Annotated in this window: 12 protein-coding genes and 4 pseudogenes; 9 read left to right on the plus strand and 7 right to left on the minus strand. The window is 72.3% G+C overall.

The window, feature by feature from the left end:
• Positions 1 to 104: 104 nt before the first annotated feature.
• The 4 genes and pseudogenes from LNW71_RS10290 to LNW71_RS10305 form a co-directional block, all read right to left on the minus strand.
• Positions 105 to 970: pseudogene (locus LNW71_RS10290) on the minus strand (effector binding domain-containing protein).
• Between the two features lie 87 nt (positions 971 to 1,057).
• Positions 1,058 to 1,900, minus strand: a pseudogene (locus LNW71_RS10295) (DUF3626 domain-containing protein).
• Positions 1,900 to 2,574 (minus strand): class I SAM-dependent methyltransferase, encoded by a 675-nt coding sequence (locus LNW71_RS10300; RefSeq protein ID WP_250967972.1) that lies wholly within the window; start codon positions 2,572 to 2,574, stop codon positions 1,900 to 1,902. The pseudogene LNW71_RS10295 and the gene LNW71_RS10300 overlap by 1 nt, the downstream one beginning before the upstream one ends.
• Before the next feature lie 141 nt (positions 2,575 to 2,715).
• A complete protein-coding gene (locus LNW71_RS10305; protein WP_250967973.1) occupies positions 2,716 to 3,045 on the minus strand; it encodes a hypothetical protein in 330 nt (109 codons plus the stop codon).
• A gap of 149 nt (positions 3,046 to 3,194) precedes the next feature.
• Here LNW71_RS10305 and LNW71_RS10310 point away from each other — a divergent pair, with 149 nt between their 5' ends.
• The 3 genes from LNW71_RS10310 to LNW71_RS10320 all read left to right on the plus strand — a co-directional run bounded on the left by LNW71_RS10310 (position 3,195) and on the right by LNW71_RS10320 (position 5,985).
• Positions 3,195 to 4,028, plus strand: a complete 834-nt coding sequence (locus LNW71_RS10310) for an arylamine N-acetyltransferase (protein ID WP_250967974.1) — start codon at positions 3,195 to 3,197, stop codon at positions 4,026 to 4,028.
• Positions 4,029 to 4,253: 225 nt separating this feature from the next.
• Entirely contained in the window at positions 4,254 to 5,465 is a 1,212-nt protein-coding gene (locus tag LNW71_RS10315; protein ID WP_250967975.1) for a pyridoxal phosphate-dependent aminotransferase, read from the plus strand.
• Between the two features lie 100 nt (positions 5,466 to 5,565).
• Entirely contained in the window at positions 5,566 to 5,985 is a 420-nt protein-coding gene (locus LNW71_RS10320) for a hypothetical protein (protein WP_250967976.1), read from the plus strand.
• A gap of 118 nt (positions 5,986 to 6,103) precedes the next feature.
• Here LNW71_RS10320 and LNW71_RS10325 read toward each other — a convergent pair.
• Positions 6,104 to 7,929: pseudogene (locus LNW71_RS10325) on the minus strand (phosphoenolpyruvate carboxykinase (GTP)).
• A 210-nt stretch (positions 7,930 to 8,139) separates the two neighbouring features.
• Between LNW71_RS10325 and LNW71_RS10330 the strand changes: the two are divergent.
• Entirely contained in the window at positions 8,140 to 8,841 is a 702-nt protein-coding gene (locus LNW71_RS10330; RefSeq protein WP_250967977.1) for a hemolysin III family protein, read from the plus strand.
• Positions 8,842 to 8,911: 70 nt separating this feature from the next.
• Here LNW71_RS10330 and LNW71_RS10335 read toward each other — a convergent pair whose 3' ends face one another.
• Complete coding sequence (locus LNW71_RS10335; protein ID WP_250967978.1) at positions 8,912 to 10,030, minus strand: NAD(P)/FAD-dependent oxidoreductase; 1,119 nt, start codon at positions 10,028 to 10,030, stop codon at positions 8,912 to 8,914.
• A gap of 109 nt (positions 10,031 to 10,139) precedes the next feature.
• Between LNW71_RS10335 and LNW71_RS10340 the strand changes: the two genes are divergently transcribed.
• The 3 genes from LNW71_RS10340 (at position 10,140) to LNW71_RS10350 (ending at position 13,236) form a co-directional block, all read left to right on the plus strand.
• Complete coding sequence (locus tag LNW71_RS10340) at positions 10,140 to 10,850, plus strand: TetR/AcrR family transcriptional regulator (RefSeq protein WP_250967979.1); 711 nt, start codon at positions 10,140 to 10,142, stop codon at positions 10,848 to 10,850.
• A 224-nt stretch (positions 10,851 to 11,074) separates the two neighbouring features.
• A complete protein-coding gene (locus tag LNW71_RS10345) occupies positions 11,075 to 12,592 on the plus strand; it encodes a DHA2 family efflux MFS transporter permease subunit (protein ID WP_250967980.1) in 1,518 nt (505 codons plus the stop codon).
• 11 nt (positions 12,593 to 12,603) lie between these two features.
• Positions 12,604 to 13,236, plus strand: coding sequence for a TetR family transcriptional regulator (locus LNW71_RS10350; RefSeq protein WP_250967981.1), 633 nt, complete (start codon positions 12,604 to 12,606; stop codon positions 13,234 to 13,236).
• Positions 13,237 to 13,242: 6 nt separating this feature from the next.
• On the opposite strand, the gene LNW71_RS10355 is transcribed toward LNW71_RS10350, so the two are convergent.
• Entirely contained in the window at positions 13,243 to 15,288 is a 2,046-nt protein-coding gene (locus LNW71_RS10355) for a thioredoxin domain-containing protein (protein WP_250967982.1), read from the minus strand.
• A gap of 196 nt (positions 15,289 to 15,484) precedes the next feature.
• Here LNW71_RS10355 and LNW71_RS10360 point away from each other — a divergent pair, with 196 nt between their 5' ends.
• Both LNW71_RS10360 and LNW71_RS10365 read left to right on the plus strand, forming a co-directional pair.
• The gene (locus LNW71_RS10360; protein WP_250967983.1) at positions 15,485 to 16,051 is read left to right on the plus strand and encodes a Uma2 family endonuclease; all 567 of its coding nucleotides are present in this window, start codon (positions 15,485 to 15,487) and stop codon (positions 16,049 to 16,051) included.
• A 240-nt stretch (positions 16,052 to 16,291) separates the two neighbouring features.
• A pseudogene (locus LNW71_RS10365) lies at positions 16,292 to 19,554 on the plus strand (tetratricopeptide repeat protein).
• Positions 19,555 to 19,741: the final 187 nt, after the last annotated feature.

Genomic DNA, 19,741 nt, shown 5'->3' on the forward strand with positions numbered 1-19,741 from the left:
CGCACTGAGGGGCGCCCCCACAAGGGGCGCATTCAGGCCGCTACGGAATCCCCACACCCGCCGGTAACAACCCCCGCCCTGGTCCCCGCGGGTGCACCACCGGGTCAGGTCCCGGTCCGCTCCACCGGAATCCACAGCTCCGCCTCCGCCCGCGCCCCGTCGGCCGACAGCCGGGTCCGCAGGATCTCCGGGCCCGGCCTGCTCCGGTACGGATTGGACGGGAACCACTCGGTGAACACGTCCCGCCACAGGTACTGGAGCGCCTGCGGGAAGGCGCCCGCACTCTCGAAGACGGCCCAGATGCCGGCCGGCACCGGGAGCGCGTCCAGGTCCTCGGGAGCGGGCGCCGAGCTCACCACCCCGTGGTAGTAGTCCAGTTCGGTGCCCTCCGCGCGACTTTCGGCGAGGTCGTCGCTGACCGAGACGATCCCTTCCGGCTCCTGGTCGGACAGCCTCTTGATACGCCGCACGGTCTCCTGGTCGATGCCGCGGATGAAATCGGCGATGGCCGGGTTCATCCCCTCGTGCACCAGGGGACGCGCGCCTTCCTGCCCACCACGCTGAACTCGTCCTTCTCCACGATCCGGTACCGCATGCTGCTGCTCCCTTCGACAATGAGACGGAAGGACATCCGGGGCTGGGACCGCAACGCGGCCCCGGTGCGCCTGGCCTCGCCGGGTCCGATGCCGTGCATGGCCCGGAAGGCCCGGGCGAACGCCTCGCCCGAGGTGTAGCCGTAGCGCACCGCGATCTCCAGCAGCGTCCGCTCACCCGCCAGCACCTCGGCACCCGCGACCGTGAGCCGTCTGCGCCGGACGTACTCCGACAGCGGGACCCCGGCGAGCGCGGAGAACATCCGCCGCAGGTGGTGCTCCGACGTCCACGCGATCCTGGCGAGCTCCGCGACCTCGATCCGGTCGTCGAGACGACGCTCGATGTGGTCCATGGCCTCGTTCAGCCGCTCCAGCACCCCGTTTCCCCTTCCCTTTCGTCCACCACGCTAGGAAGGAACCACCCTGCCCGACCCGACATCCTGTGCCCGGTCCGGTCGGGTGCGTCAGCGGGGCGGGGCGCCGAAGCGGGCCAGGCAGTGCCAGACCCGCTTCAGCGACTGGGGGTCGTGGCGGCCGGTGCGGACGGCGTCGCCGATGATCCGGGGGTCGAGCACCCCGTCCTCGGCGATCTCGGCCCCGAGGGTGACGAACTCCTCGCCCCGGTAGTCGCCGTGCCGGCGCAGCCGCTCGACGGTCAGGCGGAATCCCGCGTGCCATTCGGTACGGAAGGGCAGGGCGCGGGCCGCCTCCTCCACCGGGGTGGAGCGCTAGCAGGGGTCGAGGACGAGGGCCTCGACGTGCCGGTCCAGCAGGACCGGGCCGTGGATCTGGGCCTCGATGTAGTCGTCCAGCGCGTCCCGGTCGTCGGCCTGGGCCAGCTCGATCAGGTGCATGCCGGCCGCGATGCCGAAGTCGGCCGGCTCGGCGGCGCTGTCCGGGTAGCAGAAGGTGGCGCGCGGCAGCGCGTCCGCGGTCAGCCGCAGGTGCGCCGAGCCGAATCTGGGGGCGGCGCCGATGGCGGCGCGGCGGAAGTTCAACGCCCCGTACACCGGGCGGTGTTCCGCGGACACCCCGTCGTAGGCGCCGGCGAAGATCCGGCTCTCCCAGCGCCATCTGTCCCCGCCGGGGTGCGCCGTGAGGCCGCCGTTGCTGGTGCCCGTCACGAACTGGGAGTGGTAGACGCCGTCCTGCGCCAGGGCGGCCAGGACCGCCCGGCCGCCCGTCTCGCGGTCGGGGTGGAGGTTCATCGTCAGCCGCAGCGAGGCGTCGAGCGGTCTCCCCGCCGACAGGGACGCGACGTGGCTCAGGGCACGGGACGCCGGCGAGGGAGCCGGGGCCGTGACCATCAGGTCCCCGCTGGCCGCGGCTCGCCCGCCCTGGCAGCCTTGAGCACGTCGTAGCCGACGAAGTCGAACATCCGTTGCCCCGCTGCGAGTTCGCCTGGCTCGCCGGTGTGGCGGTGCGCGCCGACGCCGAATCCGGCGTCCGGCCCGGACAGCCAGAGCCGCTCGAAGCCGCGCTCCTCGAACCAGTCGCAGACCTGTGGCACCCGGTCGGGTGCGTGGCGGTTGCGCGTCCAGACGACGGTGCCGCCGGTCCTGCACAGCCGGGTGCAGGTGTCGACGGTGCGCTCGATGTCGGCGTCGACGATGTTGCCGAACACGCCGCAGACCAGTACGAGGTCGGCGGGTGCCAGGTCGAGGTAGTGATCGGTGAGCGAGGCGTCGCCCGTCACCGGCTCCACCCGCGTCAGTCCGGCGGCGCGGGCCAGTTCCGCGGCGACCGCGGTGTTGCCGGGGTCCAGTTCCACCAGCCGGGCGCGGACGTCGTCGCGCCGGGGATGGCCCGCCAGCGCCCCGACGAGATCGCGGCCCTGACCGGAACACACGCTGATCACCCGCAGCGGCCCGGGCGGCGCGCTGTCCAGGGCATCCCGGATGCGGGCCTCGACGGCCCGCAGCCGCCGCGCCATCCAGGAGTCGGGGAGGTCGTACGTGTCGTGCCAGGCCTGCCAGTCCATGGCGGGGACCCTACGGCGGGGGCGCGCGGCACGTCATGCGAGTTACGCGGGGCGGCTGCCGTACCCCGCTGGCACACTGCCGTCATGACCGATGCCGGCCCCAGCCCCGGGCGGCGGCGGGCGGGCGCGTCCGTCCCGTGGCTATCCGGCCTCTGCCGCGGCCGCGTCCTTCGACAGGTTCACCGCCTGGAGCAGGCTGAGTCCGGGCTCGGCCGTGCGCAGGGCCTTGACGGCCGCCACGGCGTCGAGGGGCCCCTGGTGACCGCTTGCCCGGATCCGGCTTCCCGCCCAGCGGCCGCGCAGTTGCGCGTCCGGTGTGGCGGCCGCCTCGGCGGCGAGCGCCAGGGCCCGCTCCAGGCCGGGGCGTTCCGCGGCGCTCGCGCCGTCCAGTGCCTGGCGGAGCGCGGCGGTGATGTCGTCCGCGTCGCGCACCACGATCACGACCGTGTCCTGCTTCCATTTTCCGATCATGTGGGCAGCGTCCCCCGCCGGGCCGCTGTTCTCACCCGTGTTGAGGTATTCCAGAGGTTCGTCCGCCCCGGGGACCGGGACCTGAGGACGAGGGAGCCCACACCTCAGGTCGGACGCGCAGGGGCGGCCCGGCTGCGTACCGTCTGGGCATGGCCCTCGACCGTGACCACGCCCTCGACCTCGACACCTACCTCGCCCGCATCGGCCTGCGCGGTGAGCACCGGCCCACCCTGGCCGTGCTGCGCTCCGTGCACCGCGCGCACGCGCTGAGCATCCCGTTCGAGAATCTGGACCCCGTGCTCGGCACCGTGCCCTCGCTCGCCCTGGCCGACCTGGAGACCAAGCTCGTACGCAGCCGGCGCGGCGGCTACTGCTACGAGCAGAACACCCTGCTCGCCGCGGCGCTGCGGGCGCTCGGGTTCGAGGTCACGCTGCTCTGCGCGCGGGTCGTGCTGGGTGCGGGCCCCGGTGACATCCGGCCGCGGACGCACATGCTGATGCGGGTCCGGGTGCCGGGCGAGCCGACCCCGTATCTCGCCGATGTCGGCTTCGGCTCCGCCGGCTCGCTGCTGGAGCCGATCGCCCTGGTCACGGGCGCCGAACTGCACGACAGCCCGCGCCACCACCGGCTCGTCCACCCGCCGCACGACGGGCCGCTGGAGCTGTGGGAGCTCCAGGCACGGGCGGGTGACGGGCAGTGGCAGGGGCAGTACGTGTTCACCTTGGAGCCGTACGAGGCGCCCGACTTCGAGGTCATCAACTGGCACATCGCGACCAACCCGCGCTCGCCGTTCGCACATCTGCTGTACGTCCAGCGCGCCACCGCGGACGCCCACCTGGCGCTCGCGGGCCGCACGCTCGTGGTGACGGGGAACGACGGCAGCCGGGAGGAGCGGGAGCTGGCGGACGCCGCCGAGGTGGAGCGCGTCCTCGCGGACGCCTTCGCGATCGACCTGCCGCAGGGCGCCAGGCTGCCGGAGTGACGCGGACGGCCCAGGTCACGTGGCGCATGTCACCCGATCCGGTACGTCACGTCCCTGTTCCACCCCATTCCAAGCCCGGCCCCGCCCGCGCCCCGGGTTCCCACGGTTCGCGGGCGGCGGGCGCATGGCGATGGAAGCCGGGCCGGACGGGCGCGCCGACCCGGGTGGGTCAACCTGCGGGGAAAGCCCGGGCGGCCCGTGAAACACAGTCGTAAGCTCGCAGACATGCAGGTCATCCAGTCCACGAAGCTCGCCAACGTCTGTTACGAAATCCGCGGCCCGGTGCTCGAGGAGGCCATGCGGCTGGAAGCCGCAGGTCACCGCATCCTCAAGCTGAACACCGGCAACCCCGCCGCGTTCGGTTTCGAGTGCCCGCCGGAGATCCTCGAGGACATCCTGCGCAACCTCTCGGGGGCGCACGGTTACGGCGACGCGAAGGGGCTGCTGTCCGCGCGGCGGGCGGTGATGCAGCACTACCAGACCAAGGGGATCGACCTCGGCGTCGAGGACATCTACCTGGGCAACGGCGTCTCCGAGCTGATCCAGATGTCGATGCAGGCGCTGCTGGACGACGGTGACGAGGTCCTCGTACCGGCTCCGGACTATCCGCTGTGGACCGCGTCGGTCTCGCTGGCCGGCGGTACGGCCGTGCACTACCGGTGCGACGAGCAGTCCGACTGGATGCCGGACCTGGCCGACATCGAGCGGAAGATCACCGACCGCACCAAGGCCCTCGTGATCATCAACCCGAACAACCCGACGGGTGCGGTGTACGACGACGAGATGCTGCGCGGGCTGACGGAGATCGCCCGGCGCCACAACCTGGTCGTCTGCTCCGACGAGATCTACGACCGGATCCTGTACGACGGAGCGACCCACACCCCGACCGCGACCATCGCGCCCGACCTGCTGGTGCTCACCTTCAACGGGCTGTCCAAGAACTACCGGGTGGCCGGGTACCGCTCCGGCTGGCTGGCGGTCTGCGGTCCGAAGGCGCACGCCTCCTCTTACATCGAGGGGCTGACGATCCTGGCCAACATGCGGCTGTGCGCCAACATGCCGTCGCAGCACGCCGTGGCCACCGCGCTGGGCGGGCGGCAGTCGATCAACGACCTGGTGCTGCCGGGCGGGCGGATCCTGGAGCAGCGGGACGTGGCCTACGACCTGCTGACGCAGATTCCGGGCGTGACCTGCGTGAAGCCGAAGGGGGCGCTGTACCTCTTCCCGCGGCTCGACCCCAAGGTCTACAAGATCAAGGACGACCGGCAGATGGTCCTCGACCTGCTGCGGGCCGAGAAGATCATGGTGGTGCAGGGGACGGGGTTCAACTGGCCGGAGCCTGATCACTTCCGGGTCGTGACGCTGCCCTCGACCGAGGATCTGACGGACGCGATCGGCCGGATCGCCCGCTTCCTGGACGGCTACAGCCAGGTGTAGCCCGGCCCCGCGGGCGTTCCCCGCACCGGTTCATGAATCTGGACAACTTTAGACTGAATCCAAGCTAGGATGGTTCCACAGCATCACCAGGAGGCCATCCATGTACGAGCCGATCCGCACCAAATCGGTCCACACACCGGCCGACCACGCCGCCGACTTCCCGCACCGTTCCCGCGAGGAGGAGCTGGACATCCAGCTCGCCGGACATCTGGCCGCACTGCTCGCGGTCACCGACGAGCTGGGACTCGGCGAGGCGGGCGACCGCATCGCCGAGCAGGTCGCCAGGTTGCGTGGCGCACCGCCCGCGAGGCACGCCGGTCTGACCGACGCCCCCGCCCCGGCCCTGCACCGCCGCGCCCACGCCCTCGCGGGCCGCGCGCTGGTGGTGGCGGCATCGCGCGCCGACACGGCTGTCGCGATCCTCTCGGCCGAGCGTATGGACGCCCACACCGCAGCGGTCTCGGCCGCTGCCTCCGCCGACTCCCCCGCCGCCCCGCCGCGGCTGGTCGGCGCCCTCTGACGGCCCCGGTCCACGGGCCGTCGAGGCGCGTGGACCGGGTGCCACCCATTGATCCGACCCCCGCGGCGCATCGAACGATGCGCCGCTTCTCGCTGCGCCGCGGGGAGCGGGCGGGCCGTCAGCCCAGGCGCTGGACCAGGGCGCGGTACTCGTCCCACAGCTCCTTCGGCGTGTGGTCGCCGAAGGTGTTGAGGTGCTCGGGGACCAGCGCGGCCTCCTCGCGCCAGACCTCCTTGTCGACCTTGAGCAGGAAGTCCAGGTCCGACTCGGAGAGATTCAGCCCCTCGGTGTCGAGCGAGCCCTTGGCCGGCAGGATGCCGATCGGGGTCTCGACGCCTTCGGCCTTGCCCTCCAGGCGCTCGACGATCCACTTCAGGACCCGGCTGTTCTCGCCGAAGCCGGGCCAGACGAACTTGCCCGCGTCGTTCTTGCGGAACCAGTTCACGTAGTAGATCTTCGGGAGCTTCGACTGGTCCGGCTTGTCCGCGCCGACCTTCAGCCAGTGGTTCATGTAGTCGCCCATGTTGTAGCCGCAGAACGGCAGCATGGCGAACGGGTCGCGGCGCAGCTCGCCGACCTTGCCCTCCGCGGCGGCGGTCTTCTCGGAGGCGACGTTGGCCCCGAGGAAGACACCGTGCTGCCAGTTGAAGGACTCGGTGACCAGCGGGACGGCCGAGGCGCGGCGGCCGCCGAAGAGGATGGCCGAGATCGGCACACCCTTCGGGTCCTCCCACTCGGGCGCGATGATCGGGCACTGGCCGGCCGGGACGGTGAAGCGGGCGTTGGGGTGGGCGGCGGGCGTGCCGGACTCGGGGGTCCAGTCGTTGCCCTTCCAGTCCGTGAGGTGCTTGGGCAGTTCCTCGGTCATGCCCTCCCACCAGACGTCGCCGTCGTCGGTGAGCGCGACGTTGGTGAAGACGGAGTTGCCCCACATGGTCTTCATGGCGTTGGCGTTGGTGTGCTCGCCGGTGCCGGGCGCGACGCCGAAGAAGCCGGCCTCGGGGTTGATCGCGTAGAGCCGGCCGTCCTCGCCGAACCGCATCCAGGCGATGTCGTCACCGATGGTCTCGACGGTCCAGCCGGAGATCGTGGGCTCCAGCATGGCGAGGTTGGTCTTGCCGCAGGCACTCGGGAAGGCCGCGGCGACGTACTTGGACTCGCCGCGCGGCGGGGTGAGCTTGAGGATCAGCATGTGCTCGGCGAGCCAGCCCTCGTCGCGCGCCATGACGGAGGCGATGCGCAGCGCGTAGCACTTCTTGCCGAGCAGGGCGTTGCCGCCGTAGCCGGAGCCGTAGGACCAGATCTCGCGGTCCTCGGGAAAGTGCGAGATGTACTTGGTGGAGTTGCAGGGCCACGGGACGTCGGCCTCGCCCTCGGCGAGGGGGGCACCCAGGGTGTGCACGGCCTTGACGAAGAATCCGTCGGTGCCGAGCTCGTCGAGCACGATCTGGCCCATGCGCGTCATGGTGCGCATGGAGACGGCGACGTACGCGGAGTCGGTGATCTCGACGCCGATCGCGGAGAGCGGCGAGCCGACGGGGCCCATGCAGAAGGGCACGACGTACATGGTGCGGCCGCGCATGGAGCCGCGGAAGACGCCCTGCTCGCCGACGAAGATCTCCCGCATCTCGGCGGGGCCTTCCAGTGGTTCGTCGGACCGGCGTCCTCCTCCTTCTCGGAGCAGATGAACGTCCGGGTCTCGACACGCGCGACATCGCTCGGGTCGGAGGCTGCGTAGTACGAGTTCGGGCGCTTGATCTCGTCGAGTTTGGTGAACGTGCCCCTGTCGACGAGCTCCCCGCAAAGGCGCTCGTACTCGGCCTCGGAGCCGTCGCACCAGACCACCCGGTCCGGTTCGGTGAGGGCTGCGATCTCGTCGACCCAGGAGACGAGCTCCTGGTGGTTGGTGGGAACAGTGAGGGGAGCCGCGATGTCGCGCGCCACGATCGCTCCTTGATGAGGGTGTGTGTTGGTAGTTGCCCCGTGGGGGCTGCGACCCGGATGCTTTTACCCTTTCGGATTCCCCTGGCGCTCATCCGGTGCCGACCGCACTCATTTGATCATCCGACCGTTCCGCCCATATGTCCAGGGGCCGCCCACGTGAGCATCGCCACTCGTATCCGGTACCTACGGTGGCGTAGGTACGATGCGGGGATGACTGCTGCTGCCGCCGCCGCGCCCGAACCCGCCGGGCTGGAACCAGCCGACACCGACGTCTTCCCGCTGAAGCCGCGGATGCGCGGCTGGCTGCACGCCGGCATGTTCCCCGCGGTCCTCATCGCGGGCATCGTGCTGATCGCGCTCACGGACAGCACCCGTGGCCGGATCGCCTGCGGCGTCTACGTCCTGAGCGCGTGCCTGCTGTTCGGCGTGAGCGGCGTCTACCACCGTGGCACCTGGGGGCCGCGCGGCGAGGCGGTGCTGCGCAGGCTCGACCACGCCAACATCTTCCTGATCATCGCGGGCACCTACACCCCGCTGACCCTGCTGCTGCTGCCCGAGTCCACCGGCACCCCGCTGCTGTGGGCGGTCTGGGGCGCGGCGGTCGCGGGCATCGCCTTCCGGGTGTTCTGGGTCGGCGCCCCGCGCTGGCTCTACACGCCCTGCTACATCGCGATGGGGTGGGCGGCGGTCTTCTTCCTGCCGGACTTCATGCGGACCGGCGGGATCGCGGTGCTCGTGCTGGTCGTGGTCGGCGGACTGCTCTACAGCGCGGGCGGCGTCATCTACGGCATCAAGCGGCCGAACCCGTCACCGCGCTGGTTCGGTTTCCACGAGGTCTTCCACTCGCTGACCCTGGCGGCCTTCGTCGTGCACTACGTCGGCATCTCGCTGGTGGCCTACCAGCACAGCTGAGCCCCGCACCCTCCGGTCCCGGCCGGTCCGCCGGCGCCGCACGGCCGGCCCGGCGAACGGCCGGCCGCGGCTACTCACCCCCGGTGAACATGCTGATCAGGCTGTGCGGGGTGCCGTCACCGAAGAGGGTGGCGTGGAGGTCGGCGCCGTCGGCGGCGGCCGCGGCGCTGCGGGGGAACATGGCCTGCTCGAACTCGGCGAGGGCGGCCTCGACGTCGCCGGGGTGCGCGGCGAGGGCGTTGCCGAGTTCGGCGCCGTCGAGCATGGCCAGGTTGGCGCCTTCGCCGTTCGGGATCGACAGGTGGGCGGCGTCGCCGAGCAGGGTCACCCCCGGCACCCGGTCCCAGCGGTGCTCGACGGGCAGGGCGTTGAGGGTGCGCAGGACCGGTGCGGTCTCACCGTCGGTGATCAGCGCGGTGAGCTCCGGCGCCCAGCCGTCGAACTGCTGCGCGATCCGGGCGGCCGCCGCCCCGGAATCGGTGAAGTCGACGGCGGCGAACCATTCCTGCGGCTCGGTGAGCGCCACGTAGGTGTGGAGGGTCCCGCCGCTCTCCCGGTGGGCCTGGATCCCCTTGCCCGGGGCGAGCACGAAGAGCGATCCGCCGCCGACCGCCTTCGCAGTGGCCGGGTGCCTGGTGTCGCTGTCGAACAGGTACGTCTCCACGTACGACATGCCGGTGTACTCGGGCACGGCATCGGAGAGCAGCGGCCGGACCCGTGACCACGCCCCGTCCGCGCCGACCAGCAGGCTCGCGTGGACGGTGGCGCCGTCGGCGAAGGCCACCTCGTGGCGGCCGTCGCCGAGGGCGCGGACGCCGCTGACCTTGTGCCCCCACCGGACGGTGCCGGCCGGGAGCGATTCGAGCAGGATCCGCCGCAGCTCACCGCGCAGCACCTCGGGGCGGCCACGCGCACTGTCGTCGTCGAACAGCACGGCCCCGTCCCGGCCGAGCACCCGCGTCGCCTCTCGGCCCTCCAGGACGAGGGCGCGGAACTCGTCCGTCAGCCCTGCCGCCCGGAGAGCCGGCCGGCCGTTCTCGTCGTGGATGTCGAGCATCCCGCCCTGCGCACGCGCCGCCGGGGAGGCCTCCGCCTCGTAGACGGTGGCCGGGATGCCGTGGACGTGCAGGACGCGGGCGAGCGTGAGGCCGCCGAGGCCGGCGCCGATGATCGTGACAGGGGTGTTCATGGTGGCTCCTTCGGGGTCGGGGCCGCCCGGCGAGGGGTCCGGCCACTCGATGGAACGGCGTTCCAGTACCCATGTTGGAACGGCGCTCCAGACATGTCAAAATGACGAGGTGACACCACGGACGCGTAAGTCGGAGCGGCGCACGGACGCGCTCACCCGGGAGCGCATCATCGAGGCCGCCGTCGAGCTGCTCGACACGGCCGGCGAGGGCGGGCTGACTTTCCGGGCGCTGACCGGACGCCTCGCCACCGGGCCCGGGGCGATCTACTGGCACGTGGCGAACAAGGGTGAGCTGCTCGACGCCGCGACCGACGCCGTCGTCGCCGCAGCCCTGGCCGCCGGGCCGGCCGAACACCCGGACTCGCCGCGGACGGAGATCCGGGCAGTCGCACTCGGGCTGTTCGACGCCCTCGACCGACACCCCTGGCTCGCCACGCAGCTCGCCACCCAGATGTCCCGCAGCCCCTGGCAGTCGGTGACGCCGCGGATCTTCGAGAGCATCGGGCGGCAGGTCCGGGCGCTGGGCGTACCGGAGGGCAGCTGGTTCACGGCGACCTCGGCCCTGGTGCACTACATCCTCGGCGCCGCGGGCCAGAACGCCGCGAACAGCGCCGGCGGGAGCGCGCTCGCCCCCGGCACGGACCGCGCCGAGTTCCTCGACTCCGTCTCGACGGCATGGGAAGCGCTCGACCCCGACGAGTACCCGTTCACCCGGGCCGTGGCGGACCAGATGCGCGACCACGACGACCGCGAGCAGTTCCTCGCCGGGATCACTCTCATCCTCGCCGGCATCACCGCGGTCCACCCGACCGGCGCGTAACCCCGCACCCCCCGCCCCGCTGCGGCGACCGCGGACGATCACCGTCCGCCCCGGCCGACGAGCCGGGCCGACGGCTGCCCCGGCACACCCTCCCGCACCCGGCCACCCCGCACCGCCGCGCCCGCGCGCCATGCCGCCGCCCCGGGCACCCCCACGCACACATTGACACTCACACCCTTTTGAGAGTTACTGTCATTTGACTGACACTCTCAAAGGAGAAGGCCATGAACCGACGCTGGTGGGCCCTGGGCGCGCTGGTGGCGAGCATGCTCGTCCTCGGCTTCGACATGACGATCCTCAACGTGGCCCTGCCGACCATGGCCGGGGACCTCGGCGCCACCACCGGCGAACAGCAGTGGATGGCCGACGCCTACGTCGTCGTGTTCGCCGCGCTGATGCTGCCGGCGGGCCTGCTCGGCGACCGGTTCGGCCGTCGCTCGATGCTCATCACCGGACTCGGCGTCTTCCTGGCCGGCTCGGTCATCGGCACCCTCGCCGACGGGGTGCCCGCCGTCATCGCCGCGCGCTGCGTGATGGGCGTCGGCGGCGCGTTCGTCATGCCGCTCGCCCTCGCCGTCCTGCCCTCGCTCTTCGGTGAGCCGAAGGACCGGATCAAGGCCATCGGCATCGTCTCGGCCGCCTCCGCGCTCGGCATGCCGCTCGGCCCGATCCTGGGCGGCTGGCTGCTCGACCACTTCTGGTGGGGCTCGGTCTTCCTGGTCAACGTCCCGATGGTCGGCATCGGCATCACGGCCTGCGTGTTCCTGCTCCCGGAGACCCGCGACCCCGCGGCCCCCAAGGTCGACACGGTCTCCACCGTGCTGACCGCGGCCGGCCTCGGCGCCCTGATCTACGGGGTCATCGAGGCTCCGGTCCGCGGCTGGGGCGACCCGCTCGTCCTGGCCGTACTGGCGGCGGGCGTGGCCCTGATCGGCGCGCTCGTCCTGCGCGAGCGCGAGGCCGCCCGCCCGATGCTCGACATGTCCCTGCTGCGGCAGCGGACGTTCCTGCTGAGCACGCTCGCCGCGACGCTCGTGATGTTCGTGCTGGCGGGGCTGATGTTCATCCTGCCCGGCTACCTCCAGGCCGTGCTGGGCAACGACGCCTTCGGCACGGGTGTGCGGATGCTGCCGCTGATGGGCGGGCTGATCGTCGCCACGAGGGCGGGCGGCCTGGCCAACGCCCGCTTCGGGGCCCGCGCGACGATGTCGGCCGGACTCGTCGTGCTCGCCTTCGCCGCGCTGCTCGGCAGCGGCACGACGGTCGACAGCGGTTACGGCTTCACCGCGATGTGGCTCTCCGTCGCCGGGGTCGGCTTCGGCCTCGCCGTCGTCCCCGCCATGGACGCCGCGCTGGGCGCCCTGCCCGCAGACCGCTCCGGCAGCGGATCGGGACTGCTGATGACCGTGCGGCAGACGGGTGGCGCCCTCGGGATCGCCCTGCTGGGCAGCCTGCTCGCCGGGGCCTACAGCGGGCGGCTCGACACCACGGGGGTACCGGCCGGCGCCGCGGACACGGCCGGGGACTCGGTCGTCGCCGCCCACGCCGTCGCGGCGAAGCTCGGCGCGCAGCGGCTCGCGGACTCCGCCGACGCCGCGTACCTGCACGGCATGAGCCTGGTCATGTTCGTCATCAGCGCCACCGCACTGGTCAGCGCCCTGCTGGTCGCGGCGTTCCTGACCACCCCGGGACAGGAGCGGCAGGAACCCGCCGACGTGGCCGCCACCCCCGTCGATGCCTGACAATGGCGACCATGGCCGCCACCTCTCGTCCCCCTTCCCTCACCGCACCCGGAGCGCAGCCCCCGCTGGGGCTGCGCGAGCGCAAGAAGCTCAGGACCCGGGTCGCGATCCGGCAGGCGACCTACCGCCTCATCGCCGAGCAGGGGTACGACGCGACGACCATCGAACAGATCGCGGAGGCGGCGGAGGTGTCGCCGAGCACGGTGTTCCGGTACTTCGCGACCAAGGAGGACATCGTCCTCACCGACGAGTACGACCCGGTCATGGAAGCCGCGCTGCGGAGCCGGCCGGCCGGTGAACCGCCCCTGCTCTCCGTGCGGTTGATGCTGACCGAGTCGCTGACGTCGTTCATCACCACCGAGAACGAGGAACTGCGCCAGCGCACCCGGCTGATGGTGGAGGTCCCCGCCATCCGGGCGCGGATGACGGAGACCATGTCGGACACGGCGAAGATCCTCTCCCAGGTGCTCGCCGACCGCACCGGCGGCAGCGCGGACGACCTGAGGATCAGGGTCTTCGTCGCGTCGGTGCTGGGCGCGCTGCGTGAGGTGACGCTGTACTGGGCCGAGCACGGCCAGGAGGGCGACCTGGTGGCCATGATCAACGAGGCGCTGGACGCGCTGGAGAGCGGCCTGCCGCTGTGACGCGGCTCAGGCCCCCTCGCCCCTGAGCGCGCGCTCCAGCACCTCCGGGTCCGTCGTCGGCGCGTCGCACACGAAGTGCCTGCACACGTACGCCGTCGGCGCGCCGTCCACCATGGGCCGGTCCGCCAGCAGCGGGAACTCCGTGCCCGAGGTCTCCCCCGCCGCGACCACCGCACCGGGTGCCCGGCCCAGCAGCGCCGTGCGGTGCAGCGCGCCGCCGACCGGTCCGGCGACGGCCACCTCACGCGGGCCGTCGAGCAGCGCCTCGGCCACCGCGAGCCCCCAGCCGATGAACCGCGGCGCCTTCGGGCCCAGCGCCTTCACCACGCCCAACGCCCCTTCCGCGGCGGTGCGGTGGGGTTCCGATCCGGTGTACGCGGCGTACGAGAGCAGCGCTCCGGCCGCCGCCGTCCAGCCGGCCGGGGTGGCGCTGTCGGTCGGATCCTGCGGGCGGCGGATCAACTGCTCGGCATCGTCCGCGGTGTCGTACAGCTGACCGCCCTCGCCGGTGAAGTGCTCCAGCACGATGTCCAGCAGGAAGCCCGCGAACTCCAGCCAGACGCCCTCACCGGTGACGGCGGCCAGTGCGAGGAAGCCCTCCGCGACGTCGCCGTAGTCCTCCAGCACCCCGGCGTGCTCGCCGGCGCGGCCGTCCTTGGAGGTGCGGACCAGCCGGGCGACCGGGCCCATGTGGAGCCGCACCAGCAGGTCCGCGGCCTCGGTGGCGCGCTCGATCAGGTCGGGGCGGTCGAAGTACGCACCCGCCTCGGCGAGCGCCGCGACCGCCAGGCCGTTCCACGCGGCGACGACCTTGTCGTCCCGCCCCGGCCGCTTGCGCAGCTCACGGGCGGCGAACAGCCGGGCCCGCACATCGGCGGCCCGTGCCTCGTCCACGACCTCGCCCGTCCGCGGCGGGTGGAGCGGGCCCTTCGGCGGGAGCTGGAGCACCGAGGAACCCTCCTCGAAGGTGCCCTCCTGCGTCACCCCGAAGTGCGCGGCCGCGAACGCGGCGTCGTCCTCGCCGAGCACCTCGCGCAGCTGCGCGGGCGTCCAGACGTAGTACGCACCCTCGACGTGCTTCCCGTCCGCGTCCTCGCTGTCGGCGTCCAGGGCGGAGGCGAAGCCGCCCTCGGCGGTGCGCAGCTCGCGAACCATGAAGTCAGCGGTCTCCAGGGCCACCCGACGGGCCAGTTCCGACCCGGTCGAACGCCACAGGTGCGCGTACACCCGGCAGAGCAGCGCGTTGTCGTACAGCATCTTCTCGAAGTGCGGGACGATCCACTCCCGGTCCACCGAGTAGCGGGCGAAGCCGCCGCCGAGCTGGTCGTACATCCCGCCCCTGGCCATCGCCTCGCAGGTGTCGGCGGCCATCTGGAGCGCGCCGTCCGCCCCGGTCCGGGCGTGGTGGCGCAGCAGGAACTCGATCGCCATCGACGGCGGGAACTTGGGCGCGCCGCCGAAACCGCGGTGCTTCTCGTCGTACTCGCGGGTCAGGCCGAGCAGCGCCTGGGCCAGCTCCGACTCGGCCGGCAGGCCGTCCGTGCCGTGAGCGAGGGAGCGCTGCGAGAGGTCCCTGACGATGCGTCCGGCGACCTCGCCGACCTCGTCGCGCCGGTCGGTCCAGGCCGCCGTGACTCCTTCGAGCACCTCGCGGAAGGACGGCAGGCCGTGGCGGGACTCGGGCGGGAAGTACGTCCCGAAGTAGAAGGGTTCGGCGTCGGCGGTGAGGAAGACGGTCATCGGCCAGCCGCCCTGGCCGGTCGCCGCCTGCACCGCCTCCATGTAGACGGCGTCGACGTCGGGGCGCTCCTCGCGGTCGACCTTGACCGGCACGAAGTGCTCGTTCAGATACGCCGCGACCTCGTCGTCCTCGAACGATTCGTGCGCCATCACATGGCACCAGTGGCACGCCGAGTAACCCACCGACAGCAGAACGGGCACATCCCGCCGCCGTGCCTCCTCGAAGGCCTCCGGTGTCCAGGGCCACCAGTCGACAGGATTGTCGGCATGCTGAAGCAGATAAGGCGAGGTCACACCAGCCAACCGGTTCATGCGACCCAGCCTCTCACAGCGTCTGCCGCGACCGGTGAAACGCTGACGCGCCCGCCTCACTTGGCCGAATTGCACTTATGCGCCATTACGTGGTGGGCGGCTCCTTCCCTTCCGGGTCGGGCAGCCCGGCACCTCGAAACAGTAGGCTTGGCGCAGCGGCGCCGGACCTGCCGAGGCCTCTCGAAGGAGGTACACGATGACCGCCGAGATGGTGGCGCCCGCGTGGATGCATACGCAGATCAGCGCGGAGCAGTACGACTCCTGGTCCGAGGAGCAGTGCGCCGGCATCGAGATCGTGGACGGGATGGTCGTCGTGAGCCCGAGCGCCTCCAAGCGGCACAGCCGGCTGGCCCGGATCCTGGCCAACGCCCTGGACGCCGCCGCGGGCCCGGACTGGAATGCCGACACGGACTTCGACGTCCGCCTTCAGGACGTTCCCCTCACCAACCGCCGCCCTGACGTCATCGTCTACCAGGCGGAAACCATCGACCTCACGCCCACCCGCCCCGAGCACGTGCTCCTGGTCGTCGAGGTCGTGTCGCCCGGCTCGGAGACCACCGACCGGATCGTGAAGGTGGACCAGTACGCCAAGGCCGGCATCCCCTTCTACTGGCGGGTCGAGCAGGCCGCCACCGGGGTCCCGATCGTGTACACCTACATCCTCGACCCGGCCACCAAGGCCTACCGGGACGGCGAGGTGTTCACCAGCACGGTGAAGGCCACCGCACCTTTCTCCATCACAGTCGATCTTGGGGACATGTAGAGAACGGAAAAGCCGTCTCGCATCCGATGCAGTTTTCGCGATCAGGACTGACGTGCCCTTCTCCGTCGCCGTGGACCTGGCAACCGACCGACGGCAGGCGCCCGCGGACCCGCGCAGAGCCTCTACGGCTGTCGGCGCAGTCTCGCGGACTCCCTGTCGCGCGCGGCCCCGAGGCAGGAGACTGGGTGATCCACGCGGGCGGGTGCCGGGCCGGCCGGGGCGGGAAACCGAGGGGGACGGATGCGGATACGGGACAGCCACCGGGCCGATGCCGAAAGGCTGTTGGCACGGGCCGTGGAGGAAGAGGCACGGCGCACCGGCGGACGGACGGACACCGGCGTACTGATGACGCGTGCGCGGGGCGCGCTCGACAGCATGGCCGCGGGCGCGGCCGAGGAGTACGACGCGTACACCCAGGCGCTCGACGCCGCGGCTGCCGGGCAGACCTCGCCGGCCCAGGGCTCAGCCGGGCGACGCTGACAACGCCGTTGCTGGTCACCGGAGTCGCCGCGGCCGCCGCCTTCGTCGCGGACCTGGCGCTCGGCACGGAGTCGGGCCTGGCGCTCGGCGCGGGGGCCGTCGTCGCGGTCGCGGGCGCCACCGCCACCGTCGCCAAGGTCACCGCCTCGCACTGGCCGGCCGCCTCCCGCCGGGCCGGTGCGCTCGGACAGCCGGGCGGGACCGAGCAGTTGCGGCTGCAGTGGCTCACCGCGCTGGAGGTACGGGGCATCCGCCCGTTCCTCGACCAGCAGCGGATGCTGACCGCCTCGACCCGCACCCCGTCGAAGAAGAAGGCCGCCGCCACCCAGTCGCGGACCGCCCCTCAGCTGCGCGGCGGGGACCGGAGCGCGGCAGCACGCATGCGGTCGCTCCTTGAGCAGTCGTTCGGTCATCTCCCTTCTTCCGAAGGCACGTTCGCCGGCCGGCGGGCCGAGCTCGCCCGGATCGGCCAGTGGGTGCACGCGGCCCGCGCGTCGACGGAGACGAAGCCGACCGTCGTCGTGCTGCACGGCCCCCCGGGCGCCGGACGCACCACGCTGGCCGTACGGGCGGCGCACGACCTGAAGGACCAGTTCCGGGGCGCGTGCGTGGTGGATCTGCGCGGCGGCGCGGACGGCGAACCCCCGCTGCCGACCCGTGACGCGCTGCTCCACCTGCTGAACCGGCTGGGCGCACCCCGTGAGCAGCTGCTGTTCCGGGACGGGACCGGCCCGGGCGCCAGGGGAGGGTCGTCCGCCGAGCAGCAGGTGCGGCGGCTCAGCGAGCTGTACCACCAGCATCTGACCGGTACGCCGGTGACGATCGTCCTCGACGACGCCAGTGACGCGGAGCAGGTCCGCACGCTGATCCCGGAGCGCTCCGACAGCCTCGTCCTGGTCACCGCCCGCGAGCCGCTCGACCTGCCCGCCTCCCTGCCGGCCTGGGTGCACCAGCTGGAGATCGGGGCGCTGGACCCGGCGGGCGCGGAGGAGCTGCTGCGCGAGGCGTCGCAGGAGGAGGACCAGGGGCCGTACGACTACCCGTCGAGCGAGGCGATCACCGAGCTGTGCGGCGGGCTGCCGCTGGCCCTGCGGATCGCGGGCTCCTCACTCGGGGCGCGCACCCCGAGCGCGCTCGCCGCCGATCTCGCCGCGTACGGCCCGGTGCCACCGGTCGAGCGGGCCCTGTGGCTGCGCTACACCGACCAGTCCGAACCGGCCCGGCGGCTGCTGCGCCGGCTCGCGCTGGCCGGGCGGGCCAGTCTGGGTGCCGCGGCGGCGGCCGCGCTGCTCTCGGCCGACGAGCAGGAGGCCGGGAAGCTGCTGACGGCCCTGACCGGCGCCGGGCTGCTGGACCACGTACGGGGCTCGCGCTACCGGCTGCACGACCTGGTACGCGGCTTCGCCCTGGCCCGGCTGCTCGACGAGGAGCAGCCCGCCGAGCGCACGGCCGCGCAGGAGCGGCTGATCGTGAACTACGCGGAGCTGGCCGGGGCGGTGATCCGGATGGTGGACGGCAAGATGTCCACCCGGGCCGGGCAGTTCGGCTCGCACGGCTTCACGTCCCTGGACGCGGCGCTGCGCTGGCTGGACGACGAGTCGAGCTTCATCACGTCCGCGCTGCGGCACGCCGAGGGGGTCGACCAGGCGGCGGTCCTCGATCTGCTGGGCGCGCTGTGCGACTACTGCCTGCTGCGTGGTGACCTCTACCGGCTGGGCGAGATAAGCGAGTTGACGCAGGCGGTCGACCAAGGGCTGCTGGAGCGGTCCGTGCAGTGGCGTACCGGGATCGCGGCCAGGCAGCTCGGCGAGCTGGACAAGGCCCGTACCACGCTGTCCTCCGTCGTCGGCCTGTACCGCGAGGCGCAGAACGACTCGGGCACGGCCCTGGCGCTCTGCTCGCTCGGCATCACCCTGCACCACCAGGGCAATCTGACGGAGGCGGCGGCGCGGCTGCGGGAGGCGATCGAGCTGCAGTCCTCCGCCGGGCAGGCCGCGGACCGGGCCTGGTCGCTGCACGCGCTGGCCGCGGTGGAGCGCGACCGGGCCCACCCGGCCGAGGCACTGGAGCTCCTGGACACCGCGCTGGTCCTGCACCGCGAGGGCGAGTCGCTGCACGGGGAGGCGTGGACGCAGTTCCAGCTGGGTCAGGTGCTGCTGAGGATGGGCGACGTGGAGCGGGCCGAGCTCGCGCTGCGCACCGCCCTCGATCTGTACGGGCGCACCCGGGACGAGCGGGGCGAGGCCTGGGCGCTGACCCAGCTGGCCCGCGCCCGGCTGCTGGCCGGCGATCCCGCCCCGGCGGTGGAGCAGCTGAACACGGCTCTGGCCCGGCACCGCGACAGCGAGGACGCGCGGGGCGAGGCGTGGACGCTCTACTACCTGGGCCAGGCCCTGGAGGAGGCCGGCGACACCGATCAGGCGGTACGGCAGCTGGAACGGGCCCGCACGATGTTCTCCCGGATGCGGGACGTGTACGGGCTGGCGTGCGCCCGGCACCACTCGGGCCGGGTCACCCGCGACCAGCGGGCCGCGCAGACGGGCAACCTGCGCAATTCCGGTTTCGCCCGCCAGCTTTTGGTGGACGCGCGGGCCGACTTCCGGCGCATCGGGGTCGCCCACGGGGAGGCCTGGACGTGCCTGGAGCTGGCCCTGATCGACGCGGGCAACCATCGCGCGCCGCAGGCGCTGGACCTGTGCGGCGAGGCGGCCGAGCTGTTCGACTCGTACGGCGACGCGCGGGGCGCGGACTGGGCCCGCTTCCTGCGCTGCACGCTGCTGCCGTACGCGTCCCCGGGCGGCATCGAGGTGGGCACGGTAGTGGCGCAGCAGGAACTGGCCGACCTGACCGCGGCCGGCCACCCGACCCGGGACAGCAAGCTGGAGGACTGCGCGGAGACGTTCCGGGTGGTCCTGAACCGCGGGGTGGACCTGGAGGACGGCTGGCAGGCCTGGCGCCTGGGCCTGACCCCAACCCGCCAGGCCCGAGAAATAATGGGCGTCCCGATCCCGACAAGGCCCTGAGCCCCGCAGCCCCAAATCAAGCCCGCCCGGCGATTGAGGGCACCCTTCCCGGACCCTAACCGCCCGGCCAAATCAAGCCCGCCCGGCGATTGAGGGCACCCCTCAAGCCCGTCCGGCGCTTGAGGACAACTCCAGCCCGCCCGGCGATTGAGGGCGGAGCGGCCACCGAACCCCGGTACCGCCCCGC

This window comes from Streptomyces sp. RKAG290 (assembly GCF_023701695.1).
Classification (GTDB): Bacteria; Actinomycetota; Actinomycetes; order Streptomycetales; family Streptomycetaceae; genus Streptomyces.